A 21,529-nucleotide genomic window follows, 5' to 3' on the forward strand; every position below is an offset into this window, starting at 1 on the left:
TGCCGCGAGCGAGCGCGTGCTCTCGGTATCGACGGTGACGCCGGTGCATGCCCAGGTGTCGAGCGAATGCGCGCGGCCGGATGGTAGCTGCAACGACAAAGCCGATCCGCAAAAGACGCCGGACGAGACGCGGCCCGGCATCGCCGCCGCGGGACCGGGAGGATCGTTGTGAGGCGAGACCAGGCGTGCGCGACAGCGACCTCCTCGGAACGCGGCTTCGTGATCATCGCGGTGCTATGGATTCTGATGGCCCTGTCGGGGCTGGCGGTGATCTTTTCGTTGTATCTTTCCGGGTCGGCGCGGGCGCTTTCGGTCAATGATACCGCGCTGCAGGCGGAGGCGCTGGTATCGGCCAGTCTTGAGCTCACGACCTACCAGCTACTGTTGCCGGGCGACAATGCGCGCCCCTCGCACGGCACGTTTCACTTCCGGATGGACAATGCGGACGTCGTGGTCTCCTTCAAATCCGAAGCCGCGCGCATCGATCTCAATTTCGCTCCCAAGGAGGTGCTGGCCAATCTGTTCGCCGGGCTTGGTGCCGGTAAGGCGGCCGCACAGGAAGACGCGGACCGAATCATCGGGTGGCGCACCCGTCCGGTACCCGGCGCCGTCAATGACGAGGAGGCGCTCTACGGCGCCGCGGGACTTGGCTACTCTCCGCGGCAGGCGCTGTTCACCCATGTCAGTGAACTCGCCCTCGTTGTCGGCCTGGCTCCGGCACTGGTGGATCGCGCGTTGCCGTTGGTGACGGTGTTCAACGGGTCTTCGGCTGTCGATCCGCAGATCGCGGCCCCGGAGGTGATCGCTGCACTGCCCGGCAAGACGCCTGCCAATTCCAGCGACGTTCTCGGTGGACCGCCTCCATCTTCGAATGCGGACTCGGCGAATGCTAGTCAGCCTGCCCCGGCGCAGGGCGATGCGACGACCGCCAAAAGCGCGGCCTACCGGATTGAAACGACGATCAATTTCAGCAACGGCCGCCACACGGCTTCGGAAGTCGTTATCGCCCTTGGCGACAAGGAGGATCCTTATCGCGTGCTGTCCTGGCAGGATGATGTGGAGCCCCGCCCGGTTTTACGCAAACGGACGGGTCTGTGATGGCGCCGATGTCAGAGTTGAAGGATTTGTTTGGCCAATGGATCGCGACCGTTGCCGGGGCCGTCGACACGGTCGCAGGGCGCTTCCTGCGCCCGCGCCTGATTCTGCTCGGGGAAGGCAAGGACGACACGTTGGTGGCAAAGGCGGTCTCGGGACGGAATGCCCCGTCATTGCCTGAGGTGCCGTTCCGTCTGGAAAAGGGCAGGCCCAATCCGCCATTGTCGGCGGATTGGAACACGGCCTTTCGCGGTAGCCGTGTCGAAGCCTTGCTGCAATCCGATCATGTCATGTTCTCGCCGCTCGACTTTCCTGGTCAGGCCAGCGATTTTCTCGATGGCATGATCCGCGCACAGGTCGATCGTTTGACGCCCTGGACCGTCAACGAAGCAATTTTCGGATGGAGCCAGCCGACCAACGCGGCGAACGACCGAATCGAAGTGACCTTCGCCGCGACCTCGAAACTCAAGATTCAGCCGCTCCTGCAGTTGGCCCAAGCGCTGGATGTCGGGTCGGTTGCCGTATTCGCCACGGCTTCCGCCGGCGAAGGCACGCCCGCCAGGATCAAATTGTTCGACAAGTCGCTGCAGAGCGCGATCGGGCGAACGGTGGACGTTCCTCGTATTTTGCGCGCCGTTCTGCTCTCCGTCGGTCTTGCCGCGGCGGCTTCCCTGCTGGTCGCGGCCTATCTCGGCAACTCTCTTCAGTCCGAGCAGCAGGATCTGCAGCGCCGGATTTCGCAGCGCCGGGCGGCGCTGCGCCTCGATCCGAATGCGGGCGAATCGGGTGTGAGCCTGCTGGCGAAGCGCAAGCAGGCAACGCCGTCGAGCGTCATGGTGCTGGAAGCCGTCTCGCGGGTGCTGCCCGACACCACCTATGTCACGGAGTTGCGGATCGAAGGCGACAAGGTCCAGGTCGTCGGCATGACACAGGATGCTCCCTCCCTGATTCGGCTGATGGAGCAGTCGCCGCAGTTCACTCGCGCCACATTCTTTGCGCCCACCACGCGCGCGCAGAACGAACCGGGCGAGCGCTTCCATATCGAGGCGCATATCACGGCTTATTTCGGATCGGGCACATGAGTGCGTTCGCGGCATCACGAAAGGCCCTTACCACGTCGCCCATCGTGGCCGCGACGATCTATGTCGGCCTCGTTGTGGTGCTTCTGTTCGCCGTGGCCACCTCGATAACAGGCGTCGTCGGCCAGCGCGACGAGGTGGCATCCTCGGCGACCATGCTGGAGCAACTCGAAGGCCGCAACCCCGCCGCGGTTCGCGGCCCGCCCGGCGACGTGACGAGACCGTCGGGCTCGGCATTTCTGGAAGGCGCCACCGTCACCGTCGCAGGAGCGATGCTGCTACAGCGCGTCTCGGCCGCCGTGACGAAATTCGGCGGCAATGTGGTGTCGACCCAACTCGATCTGCAGGGTTCACAATCGAGAGCGGGATTTCTCAGCATGATCGCCAGCTTCGAGATCAACCAGTCGGAGCTGCAAAAGCTGCTCTACGATCTCGAAGCCGGGATGCCGTTCCTGTTTATCGATCAACTCGTGGTCCAGACTCCGCTCATCGCGTCCGGCACCGAAGGTGGAAGACTGCGAATTCTGCTGGCGGTGTCAGGGCAATGGCCGGGAGCCAAATGATGCGCCGTTTCATCACAGGCGTTACGCTGTTGCTGCTGTCCCTCCATGCCGCCGGCGCAATGACGTCCGCGGTTTCCGGCGACGCCCTGGATGCCGGTCTTTCCGACGATGCCCAGGCGGCGGGATCGCCCGCGGCAGCGGCCGTTCCGGTCGTACCGCCGGTCACGACGGTGGGCATTGTCGCGCCACCAACAGGACCCGCGCAGGAGCGGGCGTTGAGCGCCAATCCGCTGTGGGCTATTCCGCTGGCGCAATTGTCGGCGACGCGCGAACGGCCGATCTTTTCGCCGTCGCGCCGGCCGCCGCCCGTCGCGGTCACGGCCGAACCGGCGACGATCAAGGCGGCGCCAGTCCGCAAGAAGGAAGCTGAGGCTCCGCAGTTCGCCCTGGTGGGCACCATCGCGAGCGATCAGGATGGATTTGGAATTTTTCTCGATCAGTCGACCAAGGAAGCACTGCGGTTGAAGATCGGCGAGGACTATCAGGGCTGGAAGCTGCGTGCGATCCGCGGCCGGGAAGTGACCTTGGAAAAGGATCAGCTGACTGCCGTCCTGACATTGCCGCAGCCCGACGCCGCGCACCCGGCCGGCGAGGTTCGTCTACTGCCGGCGAGCGTGGAAAGAACCCAATCATCGGCACGCCACTGAAGCTTGGCGCCGGCACGCTTTCCCGGCTGCTCAGATCGCTCCGATGATTTGTTGAATGACCAGTGCCAACAGCAGGCCGATCGTCAAAAACGGCCCGAACGGCAACGAAGTCCGGCGCGTCATGGCTCGACCGGTCAATTGCATGATTGCCGCCGCGGCGAGCGCTGTCAGCGCGGCAATCAGCAACAGGATGGGAAGTCCGGCAACGCCGATCCAGATTCCCGCGGCGGCGAGGAATTTAACGTCTCCCAAGCCCAGACCCTGGATTTTGCGCCATTCGAAATACAGTCGTCGCAACAACCAGAAAATCAATCCGATAGCCGCGCCCGAACCCGCGGCTTCGATGCCGGCCACTGAGCCGCCGACAGTAACGGCTCTCGCCAGCCCCAGCCCGGCAACGGACAGGTTCAGCCAGTCCGGAATGATGCCGTGACGAATATCGATCAGCGCCAGCACGCCACCGAACAGGCAGAGGATTACGAAAAATCCGGCGAATTCAAGATCGGCGGGCATGCGCACCTTTGTGGATAAAATGTCGACGGTCCGTACAGGATCGCCGTCAAGACGTCAGCGAAATACGTATCGGTTTTATGACCGGGCACAAGTTCAACGAACTGTTTTTTGCATGGTCGACGCGTTTTTAAATCGATCACGCGCGATTGGATGGCGATGCCAGGTCCGGAAAGAAAAATTCCGGGAAAAATTGCTGTTGAGGTCATCCCGTCACAAAACAGCATACTAATCCAACAATATTGCGCGCCCGTGCTGCTTGCTTGAGTGGCCGCGGGGCTGGGGGTTTTCAGGATCATGAATCGTATTTGGGCCGCCATGTGTGGCTTGTTGCTGGTGCCGACTGCGGGCATGTCAGCCGTAAGCGCCACACCGCTCGAGGATGCGGCGGAGCGTTATCGGCCCTATATGATCGAAAGCATTGGTCAAGCTTTGGCGGGCGTGCGTGACCTGCGCGAACGAATAGCTGCCAAGGATCTGACCGGCGCCAGGAAGGCGTGGATTTCGGCCCGCGCGGGCTGGGAGCGCTCCGAAGTCTTCACGGCGGGCTTCGTTCCCGAACTCGATGCGCAAATCGACGCCTGGCCCAATGCCGATAGCGGCTTCCATGCCATCGAGGCGAAGCTGTTCGGTACCAATCGTACCGACGTCGAGGCCGAGACCGATGCGCTGGTCGATCATCTGGACAGTCTTCACGGCAAGCTTCGCGATATGGCGCTCACGCCGCAGGGGTTGCTGGATGGTACCGTGCGGCTGGCTTATGAAGTCGGGGAGAGCAAGGCCGACGGCGGCGAATCCCGCATCAGCGGAACGTCGCTGGACGATATGCGCAATAACGTCGCCGGCATCGATTTCGCTTATCGTACAATTTTTGCGACCGCGCTCGGAGCCGCCGACGCCAGGCTGGCGGGTCTGGTGGAGGCTCGGATCGACCGGCTCACGAAAATTGTGGCCGCGCCCGATCTGCGGCGCGTCGACATTCCGGCGCTGCGGCGTACCAGCGAGGAACTGGTGGTCGCGTTGCAAAGCGCGTCGGCCAAACTCGGATTGCAATCACCGACGCTGGAGGCCGCGACGCGATGATTATTCGGCATCTATCGGTAGTCGCTCTCGCTCTGTCTTTTCTGGTTGCTTCCTTTGAGGGACGCGTCGCAGCCTTTCCGGTCGACGGCGATCAAACGACGCTGCCTCCAAAGACCGAACTCAACGAGGATGCGCTCGAGCAGCCGCGCGAGGTGTTCCGGTCCGAAGTCGCAGGCGAGAAGTCGTATATGGTCGATCTCGGCAATCTGGCCTTCAGTTCGCCCGGTATTCTCGGCGGCGTAGCGCGGCAGGCCGGCGTGAGCTGTGGCACCTGTCACGTCAACGGCGCGGGCAACGCCAAATTCTTCATGCCGAAGATGTCGACGCGTCCGGGCAATTTCGACACCACCGGCCCGCTGTTCAATCCGAAAGCCAACAATTTCGTGCTTGATCCGGTCAGGATCCCGAGCCTTCGCGGCGCGCGCTATCTTGCGCCATACGGCAACGACGGCCGGATGGCATCGTTGCACGATTTCGTCCGCAACGTCATCGTCAACGAATTCGCCGGACCCGAACCGTCTCCGGCCATGGTTGATGCCATCGTCGCCTATATTCACGACATCGATTTTCTGCCCAATCCAAATCTCGGCCCCGGCGGCCGGCTGATCGGGCGGATCAGCGATGCCGAGCGGCGCGGCGAAGCACTGTTCATGAAGCCGTTCCCTCACGATCCAGGCCTGAGCTGCGCCGGCTGTCATGTGCCGTCGGCCGCATTCGTCGATCACCAGCAGCACGATGTCGGATCGGGCGGCCTTTTCAAGACGCCGACGCTGCGCAACGCCGATTTCAACGCTCCATATTTTCACGACGGACGCTTCGACAGCTACGACCAGGTGGTAGCGCATTTCGATCGCGTTTTCGCTCTTGGTCTGTCGCCGCAGGACCGGGGCGATCTGGTCGCGTATCTCACCGCGGTGGGGGACGGCACGCAGCCCTATGAGCACGATGGTGCGGGCGCCATGCTTAAGGAAATCAACGATTTCACCGCCGTACTTGGAACTGCTATTCCGGCAAACGACAAGGAAACCATTGCACTTGCGGTCGATACCATCGGCAGCGAATTGCGCGAGCTGACCGAGCGCTACCCCGATCGAAAGAACACCAGCGTGTCGGGCGGCCAGCAGGAACGCGCTCTTGCGCGGACGGCGCTCAAGAACATGGTCCTCATTTTACGCCGCATCGACATCGCCAGCGCCGAAGACCGGTTTAGCGATGCGGCGGCCGAATACAGGAATTATCGGTATTTGATGGCCGCCGCCGTACCGGCATTGCTGGCGCGCGCCGAGCCATGGTCTTTGTTCAATCCGGCTGTCCATGACGCCCACTACGCGGCGCTGCGGCAAGTGCTGCAGTCGAAGTACGTCGCGCACTGATCGCGCGCTGATAAATTTCTGCGACACGGTTGACATGTTGCCGAACGAGTCCGGCGCTGCGGCGATTCGTTCGACGCGGAGTCGCGCCGGCATTTGTTCAGAAGAAATTTTTTGAATCGGGAATTTCTTTCAGCATTCACGAGTCGGAAACGCCACCGTCATATCGGGCCATTAAGCACCACGATGCTAACCAACTTTAACTTTTGGGGTCTATAATGAAACCGACATTCGACTTGAGAAGAAGATGGCGTACCACCACAGCGCTGTGCATCGTTTCGACGCTGGCCGTCGTAACCGCCAGCTATGCTGCCGATTGGGGCCGCAGCAACTGGGACTCACGCTCGCATTTCCATCCCGGTGAGCTGAATCACAACAACGGCAATGGCAACGGCAACAACAACGGCAACAACGGCAACAGTTCTTCGGCGACCGCAAAGACCGCGAGCCCGATCAAGCATGTCATCATTCTGATCGGCGAGAACCGCGGCCTCGATCACGCCTTCGGCGTGTACAAGCCGAAGGGCGCTGGACAGACCATCTCCAACCTGCTGTCAAAGGGCATTGTCAACGAAGACGGCTCGCAGGGCCCGAACTTCGCTCTGGCGCAGCAGTACTCGGTCGCGGGACAGCCGTCTTACTACATCGGCGCTCCGGCCATCGGCAAGTCATCCTACGGATCCGGCAATACGATGCCGCAGCCCAACACCAACGGCGCCCCGAGCGCGCAAAGCGCTACCGGTGCTCCGTTCCAGACCATCGCAGAAGCCAGCGTTGAAAAGGACGTCAATCCGGCTGACCTCGACATCCTGACGACCGGCGCCACCGGCTTGCCGGCCGGCTCGCTCGATACCCGCGTTCCGGGTGCAGGAAGTCTGGTGGGTCCGTTCCCGATGCAGGGTCCGGCGCTCAGCGACGATGACTACACCGGTGATACCACGCACCGCTTCTACTCGGACTGGCAGCAGGACGATTGCAGCGTTGCCAACGCTTCCAAGAGCAACACCTCTGGCTGTAAGAACGACCTGTTCCCCTTCGTGATGGCCACCTATGCTCCGACCGGCAAGAGCATGGGCAACTCGATGGGCTTCTTCAATGCGCAGCAGGGTCAGCTTCCGGTCCTGAAGGAACTGGCTGATCGTTTCACCCTGGCCGACAACTTCCACCAGTCGTTCCATGGTGGTACCGCCGCCAACCACTTCATGCTCGGCACCGGTGACGCTGCGTTCTGGAGCGACGGCAACGGCAATCCGACCACGCCGCCCGCGAGCATGATCGCGAACCCGAATCCGGTCCCGGGAACCGTCAACGCGTACACGGTCGACGGCAACTTCAGCGCCTGCGCTGACGCATCTCAGCCCGGCGTCGGGCCGATCATAAGCTACCTGGAGAACCTGCCCTACGCGGCGGAGCCGAACTGCCAGCCCAACCACTACTACATGCTCAACAACGTTAACCCCGGTTACCTGCCGAACGGTGCGCTGTCGGGTACTGGCAACGTTCCGCCGTCGCCGGTGCGAACCATCGGTGACGCCCTGATCGCAAGCAACATTACGTGGGCTTACTACGGCGGCGCGTATAACGACGCCGTGGCGCTCTCGAATGAAGCGGTTGCGGCCGTCACCACGACCAACCCGATCCCGAACCTGACTGCGGCGGCGATTGCCGATCCGGCGCACGCTCTCGGCGTGGCCTACTGCCAGATCTGCAATCCGTTCCAGTATGCGTCCTCGATCATGGCTAACCCGACTGTCCGGGCAGCGCATATCAAGGATACCGCCGATCTGATCACGGCGATCCAGAACAACACCCTGCCTTCGGTGTCGTTCGGCAAGCCGGATGGTCTGCTCGACGGTCACCCGTCAAGCTCCAAGGTTGATCTGTTCGAAGCTTACACACTCAACGTCCTCAGCGCGCTCGACGCCAATCCGCAGTTGAAGGCGGAAACCGCTGTCATCGTGACTTGGGACGAAGCGGGCGGTATGTGGGACTCGGGCTTCATCCAGTCGATCGACTTCTTTGGCGACGGACCGCGGATTCCGATGCTGATTCTCTCGCCTTATTCGACGGGCGGCAAGGTCTATCACAACTACGGCGACCATGCCTCGCTGCTGAAGTTCATCGAGCGTAACTGGAACCTGCGCCCGCTCACGAACCGCAGCCGCGACAACCTTCCGAACCCGACGTTTGCGAAGAACAATGAATACGTGCCGACCAACAGCCCGGCGCTCGCCGATCTGTTCGACGCGTTCGACTTCAGCCACGCGGTCACTCAGCCCTACACCGAGTGATTCTCGTAACGATCACCACGCGGTCGTGATCTGACCTCGTGGTGGCGGCGCCGATCGGGCCCGATGGTCCGGTCGGCGCTGTTGTTTTCAGCCGGCCGACACTGTGGATTTCCTGGAGTTGATTTTAACGATGACTAAAGGCCCGATGATTGTTTTGTCGTCCAACAGAGTGTGGCTGAGTTTGCTGGCCGTTGTCAGCTTGTTGCTGTGCGGCCGTGTATCGGCACAGGCGCAGCAGTTTTCCGCCGATCTTGTCACCACGCGGGGCGATGGTGCGGCGGCGGTGTCCGCGGGCAAGCTACGCGTCTCCAACGGCTCCGTGCGAATCGAAACACCGGAGCTTGCGGACGGCTTCTTCCTGGTCGACGGCGCCAAACCTGCCGCCTATTTCGTGCGGCCCGCCGCGGGGATATTCATGGATGCCCGGCAATCGAGCCAGCTCACCCGGCTATTCGTGCAGGTCGATCCGGATGACCCATGTCGGCAGTGGCAGGCCTTGGCGAGACTGGCTGGTGCCGCGGATCAGGGTGATTGGCGCTGCGAGCGCACCGGGGAGGGGGCCGTCGGCGGGCATCACACCACCGCATACCGCGCCGTCTCGGGCGCGGGCCGGGAAATCGTCGGCTGGATCGACAGGGCGCGCAAATTCCCGCTGCGAATCAAGACGGAGGACGGCGCCACCATTGCCGCCGAGAACGTTCGGGACGAGCCGCAGCCGGCGCAGTTGTTCGAAGTTCCGCAAGGCTTCCGAAAATTCGATCCCGAGACCCTCATTCAGCGGATCAGGCAAAGCGACGTGTGGGTCGCCGGTCAAAAGGATGTGGATCGCACACATCCCTGATGCGGCCGCCGGTATCGGCTCGCGGCGGATGAACTGGCGGCCGTGTTCCCGCAACACGTGACCTGGTCTAATTTTTCATTTCGATAATAAACAAAGCGATGTCCTTCGCGTCTTCGTGGCTTAGCGGCGGATTCGGCATTGTCGCGTGCGGCAGAAGCAGGAACGCGGCGATCATGTCGGCGTCGATCTTTGGCCTGTCGACGATTGATGCGAATGACGGAGCTCTATGGCGTTTGTCCGAGGCAGAATAGATAGCGTGGCACTCCGAACACCATCGCTCCGTTAGCCGCCGGCCATTCTCGGCGTTCTGCGCAAAAGTCGCCTGCGTCCCTCCAAGGAGGATAAGCGCGATAAGGATGCGGATTTTCGATATGCGCATGGTGATCCATGTTTAAGTGCTCAGAGCGGTGCGTCGTCCGTCGTCGATGGCTGCTGTTGCAATGAAACAAAATCGCCGCCTCCAAAATCCTCTTCAGGAGGCGGGTAGCAGCAGAGTTCATCGTGAACCTCCCTGACGCCGGATACATTCTCCGCCGCGACAATCGCTGCCTGCCGGCAACGTTCGTCAGTTATAAGGCCGCTGAGATGCACGATGCCGTTGCGCACAATGACGTTGAACTGCGAGGGCGACCAGTCAGCTTTCTCGATAGCCGCGTGGACACTGCTCCGAATATGGTCGTCGTCGGCGGTCGGGCCAGAAGCGTCGCGAGCCAGATCAGCGACTGCTTGGAGAAGATTGGACCGGGTCACAATGCCGACAAGCTGATCCAGGCGCACAACAGGCAAGCGTTTGATATTGCGTCTCTCGATGATCCGCACGATCTCCTGGAGTGAGGTATCTTCGGTGATGGTAACTGGATCCAGCGTCATGATTTCTTTCACCTTGCGGCCCCGTTCATGCACGAAGTCGGACGCGATCTGGCCCGGACCTACCAGAAACCGCAGCCACCGGCCGCGCTTTCGTTGCGTCCCGATTTCCGCACGGCGAATGAAATCGCCTTGCGAAACGATGCCGATCAGCTTGCCGGCCGTGTTGACCACCGGCAATCCGCTGATGTGATGTCGTAACATTGTGTCCGCGGCCTCGACGACAGAAGTTTCGGGGCTGGCCGTGATCACCTGACGGGTCATGATCTGATGAGCGCGCATTGGATGATTCCAAAATCCGAAACTGCGGGAATGCATGATCGCTAAGGCAAAAGCCTCGCAACGGCTTGATCAAGATCAACCCGAGAGCGTCATGGAATGTCGGTTGTGGAGGCTCTCATGGCGCAAACTTGCAGCCCAGTCGGGGGAAATTTGCATACCCCGGGACCGCCGGCGCCAGCCCGGCGCGCCGCTCGAAAATGGGCAATAAAGACCCGGAATGCCGGCTGGGCATTCATCGGTGATTCCACCGGGAATGACACTCACGTCCATCTCATCGGACGGTTATCAACCATACGTCAACATTTGTGTCCCAAACTTCCCGGGATTGGGGCTCGCTGACCAACCAACAGCGTGCCGGAACTCCCGGCAGGTCTCAGCATTACTTCCGAGGTCTCGACCGATCCGGCGGGTGGACTCGGAGCGGCGCAGGCGTCGCAAATTTTGTGAGGCATTATGATGCGACATCTGATCGAGCGAGTCTTTGAAGGCATTGAATCCAACGTGAGTTATGCTCTTTTCGCGGCGGTGGCTTCGTTCGCGATGACAGGTTGCCTGCGTCTCCTTTGGGAATAGACGAACATCTTGCTTGCGCGAGCTTGGGCCGCAGCCACTGACCAGAGCCGTCCCGGCGAATTGCCTTGCCGCTAACCGGTCCATCGCGCCGGCTTCAACACCAATCTCATCTCCGGCGATGCTACCGAGAGCGAGGCGCCAATAGCGGCGCTCCAGACGTTTTCGGTGCGAACCCGCCGTGAAGAAATCGAAGCATTTCGCAAGCGCGAACGGCTTGCATCGGTTCGGCTTGAGTTATCGCGCCGCGTCATTTCGTGAATCGGCGGCAGCTCAGTCGCAGCGGACCTCTGAACCCGTTGGTTTGACGTTTTCTCCTTGTCAAAGCTGACTGTTAGGGTCAGATTTGATGGGAATCGGCGTGCCTTTAAAAATGCGCCGGTTGACATCAACAATAAAATTTGGGGCGGAAACATGAATAGATTTTCTATTGGATGCGCCGCATTGTGCGGCGCTGTCGGCTTGCTCACGGCGGCCGCGAGTGCGCAGGAAGTCAAGCAGGAAACCAAGTCGGCGTCGGGTCAGGCGAAGGTCTCTCCGGTCACCCAGCAGCTCCTCAACGCAGCCGACAAGAGTGCGACCAACTTTCTGCTGACCAACGGCAACTACGCCCAGACGCGATTTCATCCCGCCAAGCAGATCGATCGCGACAACGTCAAGAAGTTGCACGTCGCCTGGATCTTCCAGACCGACGTCAAGGAATCGCTTGAGACGTCGCCGATCGTCGTCGACGGCGTCATGTATGTGACGACGTCGTTCAGCCATGTCTATGCGCTCGACGCCAAAACCGGCGTGCAGCTCTGGCACTATAATCACAAGATGGGACCGATAACGACTTACTGCTGCGGCCCCAACAATCGCGGCGTCCAGATTCTCGGCGATCTTGTCTACGTCGCGACGCTCGACTCCAAGCTGGTGGCCCTGAATGCGAAGACAGGCGACGTCGTCTGGAAATCCGATATCGCCGATCCCGAACTCGGCTACAGCGAGACGATGGCGCCGACCGTCATCAAGGACAAGGTTCTGATCGGGACCAATGGCGGCGAATACGGCATCCGCGGCTTCGTCAAGGCCTTCGATGCGAAGACCGGCAAGCTGCTCTGGACGTTCAACACGACGCCGGAGAGCAGCGTCGGCGTCTGGGCGACAAAGGACGCCACCGGCCGCGACATGCACCGCGATATCCAGGCTGAAAAGGACCAGCTTGCCAAAACCGGCGACCCCTACCAGAAGCTCGGTGGTGGCGTCTGGCAGAATCCGTCTGTCGATCTGGCAACCAACCGGATCTATTTCGTCGTCGGCAATCCGTCGCCTGATCTGGACGGTTCGAACCGTCCCGGCGACAATCTTTATACCGACTCGCTGGTTTCCCTCGACCTCGATACCGGCAAATATGCCTGCCACTTTCAGTATATCGCCCACGACCTGTGGGATCTCGATGCGGTGAGCCCGACGGTGCTGGTCGATGTCAAGGGTAAGGACGGCAAGACCATCCCGGGCGTGATCCATGCCGGCAAGACCGGTCATATTTATGTTCACGACCGCAGAGACTGCAGCCTGATCCGGTTCTCCGAAGCCATGGTGCCGCAGGAGAACATGTGGGTGCTGCCCACCAAGGAAGGTGCGCGCATGCTTCCGGGGGCCAATGGCGGCGTCGAATGGTCGCCGATCGCCACCGACCCCGAGCAGTCGCTGGCCTACGCCATCAACCTGCATCAGCCCATGAACTACTTTGTCGAGAACTCGCCGTATCCGAACGGCAAGTTGTGGCTGGGCGGCGCCTTCAAGGCGATACCGACCGAGGCGCAGGCGGGCAACATCACGGCCGTCAACTACAATACCGGCAAGATCAAATGGCAGGTCAAGACGCCGGAGCCGATGATTGGCGGCATTCTCGCCACGGCGGGTGGTCTTGTTTTCACCGGTGAAGGCAACGGCAAGTTCGCGGCTTACAACTCGTCCAACGGCAAGGAATTGTGGAACTTCCGCGCCGGGGCCGGGGTCAACGCGCCTCCCTCCTCCTACATGGTCGGCGGCAAGCAATATATCGTGGTCGGTGCGGGCGGTAACACCCAGGTCGACTTTCACCGCGGTAACAACATCATCGCCTTCTCGCTCGACTGAGATGTGCGATATAGGATGAATGGGGGCGGGACCGTTCGCGGTCCCGCCCTTGTCATGAGTTATGAATGGGAATCGATCGATGGTCGGGAAGTCAAAACGGGCCTTTGTTGTCGCTGTTGGGCTCGGGTTCGGTTTGAATTTTTACGGTTCGCTCCCCGCAGCCGCGCAAAGTATCGAAGACAAGACCCAGGTCTGCGCCGGCTGCCATGGCCAGGATGGCAAGCCAATCGACAAGACGATTCCCGTCATCTGGGGGCAGCAGCAGGGTTACCTCTATATTCAACTGCGCGATTTCAAACGGAACGATCGCAAGAACGAAATCATGCAGCCGATCGTTTCCTCCATGGAACGACAGGACATGATGGACATCGCGGAATATTTCTCGAACAAGCCGTGGCCTGATCTGGGCCAGCCCCGGGCATCGAAGGACGTCTCGGACCGGGCCTTGAGCGCCAACCACTCGGTCGGCTGCACCGGCTGCCATCTCGACCATTTTCAGGGCGACGGCACCGTTCCCCGGTTAGCGGGCCAGAGCAGGGAATATATGGCAAAAACAATAGCCGACTTCCGCAGCCGCGCCCGCGGCAACAATCCCGGCATGACAGACCTGATGCTTGCCACCTCACCGGACGACCTGGCGGCGCTGTCCGAATATTTGTCGGGCCTCTAGCCTCCTTAAGGTCGCATCAGCCGTTCGCGCAGCGAAGACAACCTTGTGAGATCCGCGGCTCGCTTGCCGGCCTTGTCCTTGAGCGATGCATCCGCTCCCCGCGCCACCAGTAAATTGACGATTTCCTCGTGGCCGCCTTCGGCAGCGATCATGAGCGCGGTGCGACCGCGGTCATCCCGATCGTCGATATGCGCGCCCGCATCGAGCAGATATGAAATAATCTGGACCGCCTGCGCTTCCGGCACTTTTTCATCCGGTCCGGACGCCCACATCAGCAGAGTGAGGTCGTTCGAATAGCGGGCGTTGATATCGATGTTTCGCGCCAACAACCGCTTCACGATGTCGAACCGTGCGCCGGCCGCCGCATAGATGATCGGCGGCTTGCCGGTTTCGTCGGCTGCTCGCTCGTCGGCGCCATGGGCGAGCAATGCTTCGACGATCACGTCGTTGCCGGCATAGGATGCGGCGGCGATTGGTGAGATCCCGCTGCGTCCAGTCAGTTTGACGTCGGCGCCGCGCTCGATCAGCCGTTGCGCGATCGAGATATGGCTGCCCTCGGCGGCAAAATACAGCGCCGTGGCTCCGGCAAGGTTGCGGGCATCGATCGGAGCGCCGCGTGCCAGCAGCAGGTCAACCATCTGCAGATGCCCCGACCTCGCCGCATGGCTCAGCGGACGGGCGCCCAGCCGGTCGCGCGCGTCGACCGACGCGCCCTGATCAAGCAGTTTCGTCGCCAAATCGATGCAGTTGGCGTCGACCGCTGCAAACAGCGTCAGCGACACCTCGATCGCGGTGATTTGCGGTTTGGCTTCTTCATACCGACGCGACAGCGCCTGACACCGCTCGGAATCTGCCGCGTAGGCAGCCGACGCGGCGCTTGTTGCGGCGATTGCGATCGAACATAGAAAAACAACGTAGCGATGCAAACGGCCTCTCCAGGTCAGATATCGCAAGGTTGAGGCTGCCACGGGAGCCGGCCTGTGCCAAGAAGGAGCAGACTATAGCAAGCGAAATTGGATTCCGCACCGCGTCATCGCCGCGCAATCCGTGTGACAGTCCCGCGCTTGCTATCGGCACGCATTGTTTGCTGCCTCTGGAATGACCACGAAGCTAATCGTGGCTTGCGCGAACGTCACCGCGCCGGCCGGCGTCGGTGCGCCCTGGATGGACGGCAGCGTATCGCCTGCGCCCAGCGCCAGCGTCGTACCGTTCATCCTGACGCGCGCATCCAGCGGGTTCACGGCGTCGAGCGTATAAAGTGCGGACGCTGTCGATAGCATCAGCGCATGCGGTGCGTCGCGCTCGGTATTGATCACCAGCAGCGTCACCCCGCCTGACTTGTCTCTTTGGCAATGGGCATAGACGTGAAGGCCCCGTCGGATCGGTAAACCCGCGTCAAGCACAGTGGTCCCCATCAGCTGCCGCCACAGCAATGCGCCCCAGTAATTCGGCCTCGGCTCCAGCGTCCTTTCGTCCAGCAGGCCGTAATCGCTCGCCGCCAGCGTGTTGTGCATGACGACCTGAACGCCGGCCTTTGCCAGTCGCCCGAGTTGATCGAGATAGCGGAATGTATCCAGAAAGCTCACCGCCCAGGGATTGCCGCCGCAAGCGGCTTCGGCGGTTTCAGTGAGCCAGATCGGTTTGCCGGGTGTGAGCCGATCCCGAAGATCGCGATAGAACGCCACGGCCCGATCCGCTCCTCCCAGCCAGTCTTCGGAAAGCGCCGCCTCCGGCGTGTGGTGACCGCCGCACCGCGCCGACAATGCGCCATAGTGATGATAGGACACCGCATCGAGATCGGACCCGGTGGCGGCGAACAGATCCGAGGCGAGGGCGGTTTGACCGATAGTGCCGGGGCCCAGGATCAGCGTTTCGGGACTCGTCTGTCTCAGGAACATTTCGAATATTTTGAAGTCGCGTTGATAGGCCGCCGTGTCGTAACCCGCCGGAGCACCGCCGATCGCGGCAAGGTCCGGCTCATTCATGAATTCGGCGGCGGCGATCTTGCTCCCGATGGAATGGGTGAAGCGGACGAGCCGGTCCGCCTGATCCTGTTGCCAGACGCCGGCGGCGTCACGGCTGCCGGCGCTAATGGCAAATGACGTCACGATCCGCGCATCCACCGATTGCGCGAAATCGACCACGCTCCGCCATTGCTGGCGCGTCAAGACGCCGTTGAATCCCGCCGAAGGTGCTGACGACACATCATCCGAATCGGAAAAGGTGGTGCTGTTCGCCCAGGTGCCGCTGACGCGCAGATAGGCCGGCGCCAGCGCCGCCGCGAGCTTTCGCAATCGGCCTTGGGTCAGATCAAGGGGCGACCGGTATTGAAATAAATTCGAGTCCGTGCGCGGCGGCGTGTCCGATCCCGGCCGCGACGCCGGCATGGGCCGGGTATCCGGCTGCGACCGATAGGGCTTCCAGAATTGGCCGCCGGTAATTTCGACCATTTCGATGTTGTAGGACTGGAAGCGTTCGTCGACCGTGCCGATGCGGGGCAGGCTTGAAGGGATGACGGACGGCGCCTCGGAAGGAGTTCCTGCACGGGCCTGCGCGACCAGCCATATCGATATCAGGCAGCCGAGCGCGCAAAGGATCGCGGGCAGTTCCGTTGGCGTGCGCGCCCAGCGCCTGGCTCCGGCTTCTTCAAATGGAAGCAAGGAACGTTCCCTCCTGTGTCCCATTTAGTTTACGACAAAGCGAGGATATAGAATATATTTCGGGCCTGCTTGCCGGTACGCGCATGGATCGGCGAAATCCCGGTCCACGGTTGCGCCGGTGGACCGCAAAAACAAGTAGAAGGTTGCGAGCTCACAGGGAGGCACGGCGTGGTCCGTTCATCGCGTATTTTTGCATGGTGTGTTTTTTGTTCTTGCGGCGTGATGGCGGCAATGGCCATGGGCTGGAGCCAGTCAGCCTTTGCGCTCGATCCGCGTTATCCAGACTGGCCATGCCAGCAATTGAAGGTACCGGAGATTTCGATCGCCAGCGTCTGGAACGGTCCGCCAATTGACGCGATCGATACGACGAAGCCCGCGGACCCGAAACAGGCCGAACTCGTGGCGCATCTCGCCGCGCGCCGCACGCCGATCGAGGACGCACGGAAGCTGATAGCCGATTATCTGGCGGGAACCGACGAGGAAAGGCAGCAAAGGGCGACGAGGCTGTTCGCCGCGTTGTATTCGACGCTCAATGGGCAGCGTGATCAGGTGATGAACGGGATCGAGCGTTTTTCACGTAAACAGAAGGGCACGGCCGAGGCCATTCGCGAAAAGGCCCAGAAGATGCGGGAGATTCAGGACAAGTCAAACGGCGATCCAGCGCAGAGTAGCGAGCTTGCCAGCGAGCTTGCGTGGCAGACCCGTATTTTCGAGGATCGGCGCAGGTCGACTTCCTACATATGCGACGTGCCCGTTCTAATCGAAAAACGGCTGTTCGATTTGGGAAGCGCGATCCAGGATGACCTGAAGGACAATTTGAAAGCCAACCTGAACGCCGGCTCGCAGACAAAATAAGAATCTATCAGGAGATGGCTTATTCGTCCGGCCGCGGTTCCGGTGAAGACGGCTGCAGCGGAAGGCCGGCGGCGAGCCAGCCGTCGGTCCCTTCAGGATACCACGCCACATTGGAATAGCCGAGCGATAGCGCGCGCTTGGCCGCGTTCCACGACATCCAGCAATCCGCGAGACAATACAACACGAGAACCCGGGCGTGATCGCCGTCCGTCGCCTTGTCCAGACCGCTGGAGAAATAACCGGCCATGCTGGGCGCCAATTCGCCGTATCCGGTGTCGGGCAACCAGATGCTGCCCGGGATATTGGCCCGCGGCTTGTCGCGCCAAAGCGTTCCTTCGGGCAGATCCCGCGGTCGCGGCGGCCTTGGCAGCACATCGACAAAGGAAGCCGAATGACTGCGCCAGATTTTTTCCGCTTCGTCGGTGCCGATGACCCTGACGCCACGCAGCGTAGCGGGCGTCGGCGAGCGATAATTTTCCAGGCGGTAGCCATCCGGCTCGGGCACGCCGGCCGCGACAGCTTCAGCGGCGGCAACGATGATCGCGACAAGCGCGAAACGGACGGCGGTCCCGATCATGGCCGCTTGGCGAGCGTCTCGGATGTGATCGGCATATTGGCCTCGTCCAATATTGGAATGTTGTAGCTGATCAGCAGCTTGTTGATCTCGGTCTGGTTTTCCATGATCAGCCGATTGAGCGTGCGTTTCCACTCCTGGTCCGCCGCGCGAACGGCCATGCCGATGCGATAGGTCATTTGCGGACCTGTGGTTTCCTTGGTCAACGGCACGACGGTCATCGGCGGGTTCGCTTGCCTGGCGTAGTAGCCCGCCATCGGGCCCCACAATATGCCGCAATCGATTTCGCCGCGGGCGAGGTCGTCGATCATGGCCTGCGCCGAGGAATCACTCCTTGTATCGATGAAAAGCGGATAGGACTTGGCGTGAGCGAGGAGGCCGTTGATCGCCATGTTGGTGCTGGGCGGCGTCTTCGCCACGATTCCGATCCGTTTATCCCGGAGTTTGGGATCGCTGATCGCGGTCACGTCTTCAAGGCCGCTTCCGGGCTTGAAGATCAGCGCATATGTCGTCCGGTAATAGGGAACGGTCAGCTGGGCCTGATCGTCGCCCTGCGGAAATCCCATGATGATATCGCATCGATACGAGCCCAGCGTCATCCGGACGAAGCCGGTTGCCTGCGGGAAGTAGGTGTAGCTGAGCTTTTTGCCGAGCTTGGCGGCAAAGAGCTCGGCCAGCTTGTTTTCGAATCCCTCGCCCTTGTCGTTGGAGAACGGCAGATTGCGCGGATCGCCACACGCGCGAAACACGTCGGGATCGACCAGTTCAAGCGCGCCTTTTTCGTTGTCGCTGGCCTGGGCGGAGGCCGGGGCGGGCCGCAAGACGACAGATGCGCACAGCAAAAGGCCGGCCAGAATTGGCAGCATGACGGCCAGCCCCGGGAAATGTGGTGCTGGCGGCGCTAGTATTTCGTCGCGTCCTGAATTCATTTGATCCCCGTACAACTGGCCTCGGCGTCTTTGGCGGCTTGCGGCTTGTCTTCATGTTTGGGCGGCCGGCCGCCGGGAATGGCGTCGTTGGCGCGGGCGCGCAGATAGACGTAGATATGAATGACGGCATCACCTTGTCGTTGGCGGCGTCGACGTTCTGGCGGCCATTGGTGACGACATTGTTGAAGTCGACGTAGCTCAGCGTCTTCAGCGAATTGGCCAGCGCGGGCGCATAGCTCGAGCCCTCGCCATTGGGACCGTGACAGACATGGCAGTCCGAATGATAGCGACGAAAGCCCGAGAAGGTGTACCAGTCGACCGCCCCGTCCTCACCGATCTTGTAGGTCGGATTGCCGTCCTTGTCGGCATATTTGCCGTTGTCGGATGAAGCGACGGCGGGAGATCCCGACCCGTCGGCCCGTGCGGTGGCGCCGGCAAGGGTGCTCGCCACAATGACGAACACGATTTTCCAACGATTGATGCTCACGTAAACGTCCTCTTGCGGCATTGAAACAAAATCGGCGCGCAGCGAGGCAGCGGCGCGCCGATTGACGTCTTCTCAAGCGTCGTGCCGCTCCTACTCGCTCGGCAGCGCAAACACGGTCAGTGTCCCGCCCAGCGAGGTATAGGACGCCAGACCCGCGTAGCCGCCGACGGCGCCGAGACCCGCGGTATCGACGGTCTTTTCCTTGGTCGGCAACTTGCCCTGATCGACGGCGCCATGCCAGGCGGCGGCGTTCTCGGGCTGCAGCAGACCGGCCGCAAGACCGATGCCGGCCCAGCCACCGACGCCGGACAGCACCGCAACATACTGCTTGCCGCCATGTTCATAGCTCATCACGTTGCCGATGATGCCGGACGGGGTCTTGAACTTGTAGAGTTCCTTGCCGGTCTTGGCATCGACCGCCTTCAGATAGCCCTCCAGCGTGCCGTAGAACACCACGCCACCCGCCGTGGCCAATGCGCCACCCCAGGCCGAGAACTGCTCCTTATTGGACCACACGATCTTGCCGGTCTTGCCGTCCCAGGCAATGAAGTTGCCCATATTGGTATCGCCCTTGGGCGGATACATCGCCACCGCGGCACCGACATAGGCCTGACCGGCCGTGTAGGCGACCTTGTAAGGCTCATAGTCCATGCAGACATGGTTGGTCGGGACGTAGAACAACTGCGTCTCCGGGCTGTAGGCCGCAGGCTGCTCGTCCTTGGTGCCCAGCGCCGCCGGGCAGATGCCCTTCGAGTTGGTGTCTTCGCCCTGGTGCTGGGTCGAATAGGCGTCGACCACCAGCGGACGGCCATAGGTCTTGGACGACTTGTCCATGTCGACCTTGCTGGCCCAGTTCACCACCGGATCGTATTTTTCCGCGACCAGCAGTTCGCCGGTGGCCCGATCCAGCGTGTAGCCGAAGCCGTTGCGGTCGAAATGGGTGAGCAGCTTCCTCGGCTGGCCGCCAACGGTCTGATCGGTCAGGATCATCTCGTTGACGCCGTCGAAGTCCCATTCGTCGTGCGGCGTCATCTGGTAGATCCATTTGACCGCGCCGGTGTCGAGGTCGCGCGCCCAGATCGACATCGACCACCTGTTGTCACCGGGGCGTTGCACCGGGTTCCAGGTCGAGGGATTGCCCGAACCGTAATAGACCAGGTTCAGCGCGGGATCGTAGGAGTACCAGCCCCAGGTGGCGCCGCCGCCGATCTTCCACTGGTCGCCCTGCCAGGTGGAGGTCGACGAATCAGGCCCGACCGGCTTGCCGAGCGAGGTGGTCTTGACCGGGTCGATCAGCGTGTCCGCGTCCGGCCCTTCCGAGAAGCCGCGCCAGGCCAGCTTGCCGTCCTTGATGTTGTAGGCGCTGACCCAGCCGCGAACGCCGAACTCGCCGCCGGAAACGCCGATCAGGACCTTGTCCTTGTAGACGAACGGCGCGTCGGTGCCGGATTGGCCCTTGCCGGCCTCGCCGTCCATCACCGACCAGACCTTGGCCCCGGTCTTGGCGTCGAGCGCCACCAGCGTGGTGTCGGCCTGGTGCAGGAAGATCTTGCCGTCGGCATAGGCGACGCCGCGGTTGACGGTGTCGCAGCACATGATCGGAATTACGTTGGGATCCTGCCGCGGCTCGTATTTCCAGATGATCTTGCCTTCATGATTGAGGTCAAGCGCATAGACCGTGTTTGGAAACGGCGTATGGACGTACATGGTATCGCCGACCACCAGCGGGCCACCCTCGTGACCGCGCAGCACGCCGGTCGAGAACGTCCAGGCGACCTGCAATTTCCTGACGTTGGCGGCGTTGATCTGGTTGAGCTTGGAGAAACGCGTGTTGGCGTCGTCGCCCTGCTGCATCACCCATTGCTTGGGATCCTTGGCCAGTCTGTCCAACGCTTCGTCGGCTCGTAACGCCGATCCATGCAAAGCCAGCAGGCTGACACCGGTCGCGAGTAGCACCTTGCGCATAGTGAATCCTCCCATTTGTGAACGAAGCGGTTCCGTCAAAACGGTCCACTTTTCAGTTGTGTTCATC

The 21,529-nt window shown here is 61.3% G+C and carries 21 protein-coding genes and 1 pseudogene (1 of these 22 only partly in view); 12 read left to right on the plus strand and 10 right to left on the minus strand.

Annotation, left to right across the window (positions count from 1 at the left end; all coding sequences use genetic code 11):
* The 5 genes in view from ABR948_RS02825 to ABR948_RS02845 are tightly spaced (at most 8 nt apart) and all read left to right on the plus strand, a layout consistent with a single transcriptional unit that may run on beyond the window.
* Positions 1-172 carry the 3' end of a PulJ/GspJ family protein gene (locus tag ABR948_RS02825; RefSeq protein ID WP_428113919.1) on the plus strand. It extends 548 nt beyond the left edge of the window, so only the last 172 of its 720 coding nucleotides appear in the window; the start codon falls outside the window, past its left edge; its stop codon occupies positions 170-172.
* Positions 169-1,098, plus strand: coding sequence for a type II secretion system minor pseudopilin (locus ABR948_RS02830; RefSeq protein WP_428113920.1), 930 nt, complete (start codon positions 169-171; stop codon positions 1,096-1,098). Before ABR948_RS02825 ends, ABR948_RS02830 begins: the two co-directional genes overlap by 4 nt.
* 8 nt (positions 1,099-1,106) lie before the next feature.
* Positions 1,107-2,177, plus strand: coding sequence for a PilN domain-containing protein (locus tag ABR948_RS02835; protein ID WP_428113921.1), 1,071 nt, complete (start codon positions 1,107-1,109; stop codon positions 2,175-2,177).
* Positions 2,174-2,737, plus strand: a complete 564-nt coding sequence (gene gspM / locus ABR948_RS02840) for a type II secretion system protein GspM (protein ID WP_428113922.1) — start codon at positions 2,174-2,176, stop codon at positions 2,735-2,737. The genes ABR948_RS02835 and gspM overlap by 4 nt, the downstream gene beginning before the upstream one ends.
* Complete coding sequence (locus tag ABR948_RS02845; protein ID WP_428113923.1) at positions 2,737-3,384, plus strand: hypothetical protein; 648 nt, start codon at positions 2,737-2,739, stop codon at positions 3,382-3,384. Before gspM ends, ABR948_RS02845 begins: the two co-directional genes overlap by 1 nt.
* Before the next feature lie 30 nt (positions 3,385-3,414).
* On the opposite strand, the gene ABR948_RS02850 is transcribed toward ABR948_RS02845, so the two are convergent.
* Together ABR948_RS02850 and ABR948_RS02855 are read right to left on the minus strand one after the other, a co-directional pair.
* The gene (locus ABR948_RS02850; protein WP_428113924.1) at positions 3,415-3,897 is read right to left on the minus strand and encodes a prepilin peptidase; all 483 of its coding nucleotides are present in this window, start codon (positions 3,895-3,897) and stop codon (positions 3,415-3,417) included.
* Positions 3,861-4,247: a hypothetical protein gene (locus ABR948_RS02855; protein WP_428113925.1), complete on the minus strand. Its 387-nt coding sequence runs from the start codon at positions 4,245-4,247 to the stop codon at positions 3,861-3,863. Before ABR948_RS02855 ends, ABR948_RS02850 begins: the two co-directional genes overlap by 37 nt.
* Here ABR948_RS02855 and ABR948_RS02860 point away from each other — a divergent pair.
* The 4 genes from ABR948_RS02860 to ABR948_RS02875 all read left to right on the plus strand — a co-directional run bounded on the left by ABR948_RS02860 (position 4,246) and on the right by ABR948_RS02875 (position 9,479).
* On the plus strand, positions 4,246-4,977 hold the full coding sequence (locus ABR948_RS02860; protein WP_428113926.1) for an EfeM/EfeO family lipoprotein: 732 nt from the start codon (positions 4,246-4,248) through the stop codon (positions 4,975-4,977). The genes ABR948_RS02855 and ABR948_RS02860 overlap by 2 nt on opposite strands.
* Positions 4,974-6,350: a cytochrome c peroxidase gene (locus ABR948_RS02865; RefSeq protein WP_428113927.1), complete on the plus strand. Its 1,377-nt coding sequence runs from the start codon at positions 4,974-4,976 to the stop codon at positions 6,348-6,350. Before ABR948_RS02860 ends, ABR948_RS02865 begins: the two co-directional genes overlap by 4 nt.
* A gap of 215 nt (positions 6,351-6,565) precedes the next feature.
* Complete coding sequence (locus tag ABR948_RS02870; protein ID WP_428113928.1) at positions 6,566-8,638, plus strand: phospholipase C; 2,073 nt, start codon at positions 6,566-6,568, stop codon at positions 8,636-8,638.
* Between the two features lie 103 nt (positions 8,639-8,741).
* Complete coding sequence (locus tag ABR948_RS02875; protein WP_428113929.1) at positions 8,742-9,479, plus strand: hypothetical protein; 738 nt, start codon at positions 8,742-8,744, stop codon at positions 9,477-9,479.
* Between the two features lie 67 nt (positions 9,480-9,546).
* On the opposite strand, the gene ABR948_RS02880 is transcribed toward ABR948_RS02875, so the two are convergent.
* Positions 9,547-9,858 carry a cytochrome c gene (locus ABR948_RS02880; protein WP_428113930.1) on the minus strand — a complete coding sequence of 104 codons (312 nt, stop codon included), beginning with the start codon at positions 9,856-9,858 and terminating at the stop codon, positions 9,547-9,549.
* A 20-nt stretch (positions 9,859-9,878) separates the two neighbouring features.
* Complete coding sequence (locus ABR948_RS02885) at positions 9,879-10,628, minus strand: CBS domain-containing protein (RefSeq protein ID WP_428113931.1); 750 nt, start codon at positions 10,626-10,628, stop codon at positions 9,879-9,881.
* 984 nt (positions 10,629-11,612) lie between these two features.
* Between ABR948_RS02885 and ABR948_RS02890 the strand changes: the two genes are divergently transcribed.
* Together ABR948_RS02890 and ABR948_RS02895 are read left to right on the plus strand one after the other, a co-directional pair.
* A complete protein-coding gene (locus ABR948_RS02890; protein ID WP_428113932.1) occupies positions 11,613-13,322 on the plus strand; it encodes a pyrroloquinoline quinone-dependent dehydrogenase in 1,710 nt (569 codons plus the stop codon).
* Positions 13,323-13,401: 79 nt separating this feature from the next.
* Entirely contained in the window at positions 13,402-13,992 is a 591-nt protein-coding gene (locus tag ABR948_RS02895; protein ID WP_428113933.1) for a c-type cytochrome, read from the plus strand.
* Between the two features lie 5 nt (positions 13,993-13,997).
* Here the strand turns inward: ABR948_RS02895 and ABR948_RS02900 are convergent, their stop codons facing one another.
* Together ABR948_RS02900 and ABR948_RS02905 are read right to left on the minus strand one after the other, a co-directional pair.
* Positions 13,998-14,918 (minus strand): ankyrin repeat domain-containing protein, encoded by a 921-nt coding sequence (locus tag ABR948_RS02900; protein WP_428113934.1) that lies wholly within the window; start codon positions 14,916-14,918, stop codon positions 13,998-14,000.
* Between the two features lie 141 nt (positions 14,919-15,059).
* Complete coding sequence (locus ABR948_RS02905) at positions 15,060-16,652, minus strand: glycosyl hydrolase family 79 N-terminal domain-containing protein (protein ID WP_428113935.1); 1,593 nt, start codon at positions 16,650-16,652, stop codon at positions 15,060-15,062.
* Positions 16,653-16,820: 168 nt separating this feature from the next.
* On the opposite strand from ABR948_RS02905, the gene ABR948_RS02910 reads away from it, so the two are divergent.
* Positions 16,821-17,507, plus strand: a complete 687-nt coding sequence (locus tag ABR948_RS02910) for a hypothetical protein (protein WP_428113936.1) — start codon at positions 16,821-16,823, stop codon at positions 17,505-17,507.
* A 19-nt stretch (positions 17,508-17,526) separates the two neighbouring features.
* On the opposite strand, the gene ABR948_RS02915 is transcribed toward ABR948_RS02910, so the two are convergent.
* From ABR948_RS02915 to ABR948_RS02930, 4 genes and pseudogenes are all read right to left on the minus strand, one after another.
* Positions 17,527-18,084 carry a PQQ-dependent catabolism-associated CXXCW motif protein gene (locus ABR948_RS02915; RefSeq protein WP_428113937.1) on the minus strand — a complete coding sequence of 186 codons (558 nt, stop codon included), beginning with the start codon at positions 18,082-18,084 and terminating at the stop codon, positions 17,527-17,529.
* The gene (locus ABR948_RS02920) at positions 18,081-18,947 is read right to left on the minus strand and encodes a substrate-binding domain-containing protein (RefSeq protein WP_428113938.1); all 867 of its coding nucleotides are present in this window, start codon (positions 18,945-18,947) and stop codon (positions 18,081-18,083) included. Before ABR948_RS02920 ends, ABR948_RS02915 begins: the two co-directional genes overlap by 4 nt.
* Positions 18,948-19,006: 59 nt before the next feature.
* Positions 19,007-19,518 (minus strand): annotated as a pseudogene (locus ABR948_RS02925) (c-type cytochrome, methanol metabolism-related).
* Between the two features lie 69 nt (positions 19,519-19,587).
* Positions 19,588-21,462 (minus strand): methanol/ethanol family PQQ-dependent dehydrogenase, encoded by a 1,875-nt coding sequence (locus ABR948_RS02930; protein WP_428113939.1) that lies wholly within the window; start codon positions 21,460-21,462, stop codon positions 19,588-19,590.
* Between the last annotated feature and the right edge of the window lie 67 nt (positions 21,463-21,529).

The sequence above is a fragment of the Bradyrhizobium sp. genome (assembly GCF_050014615.1).
Taxonomy (GTDB): domain Bacteria; phylum Pseudomonadota; class Alphaproteobacteria; order Rhizobiales; family Xanthobacteraceae; genus Bradyrhizobium.

Coding starts and splice junctions, on each gene's coding strand:
- gspM (WP_428113922.1), top strand. CDS start 2,174: ATGAGTGCGTTCGCGGCATCACGAAAGGCCCTTACCACGTCGCCCATC.
- ABR948_RS02835 (WP_428113921.1), top strand. CDS start 1,107: ATGTCAGAGTTGAAGGATTTGTTTGGCCAATGGATCGCGACCGTTGCC.
- ABR948_RS02855 (WP_428113925.1), bottom strand. CDS start 4,247: ATGCCCGCAGTCGGCACCAGCAACAAGCCACACATGGCGGCCCAAATA.
- ABR948_RS02865 (WP_428113927.1), top strand. CDS start 4,974: ATGATTATTCGGCATCTATCGGTAGTCGCTCTCGCTCTGTCTTTTCTG.
- ABR948_RS02850 (WP_428113924.1), bottom strand. CDS start 3,897: ATGCCCGCCGATCTTGAATTCGCCGGATTTTTCGTAATCCTCTGCCTG.
- ABR948_RS02845 (WP_428113923.1), top strand. CDS start 2,737: ATGCGCCGTTTCATCACAGGCGTTACGCTGTTGCTGCTGTCCCTCCAT.
- ABR948_RS02885 (WP_428113931.1), bottom strand. CDS start 10,628: ATGCGCGCTCATCAGATCATGACCCGTCAGGTGATCACGGCCAGCCCC.
- ABR948_RS02920 (WP_428113938.1), bottom strand. CDS start 18,947: ATGCTGCCAATTCTGGCCGGCCTTTTGCTGTGCGCATCTGTCGTCTTG.
- ABR948_RS02915 (WP_428113937.1), bottom strand. CDS start 18,084: ATGATCGGGACCGCCGTCCGTTTCGCGCTTGTCGCGATCATCGTTGCC.
- ABR948_RS02860 (WP_428113926.1), top strand. CDS start 4,246: ATGTCAGCCGTAAGCGCCACACCGCTCGAGGATGCGGCGGAGCGTTAT.
- ABR948_RS02895 (WP_428113933.1), top strand. CDS start 13,402: ATGGTCGGGAAGTCAAAACGGGCCTTTGTTGTCGCTGTTGGGCTCGGG.
- ABR948_RS02870 (WP_428113928.1), top strand. CDS start 6,566: ATGAAACCGACATTCGACTTGAGAAGAAGATGGCGTACCACCACAGCG.
- ABR948_RS02880 (WP_428113930.1), bottom strand. CDS start 9,858: ATGCGCATATCGAAAATCCGCATCCTTATCGCGCTTATCCTCCTTGGA.
- ABR948_RS02890 (WP_428113932.1), top strand. CDS start 11,613: ATGAATAGATTTTCTATTGGATGCGCCGCATTGTGCGGCGCTGTCGGC.
- ABR948_RS02930 (WP_428113939.1), bottom strand. CDS start 21,462: ATGCGCAAGGTGCTACTCGCGACCGGTGTCAGCCTGCTGGCTTTGCAT.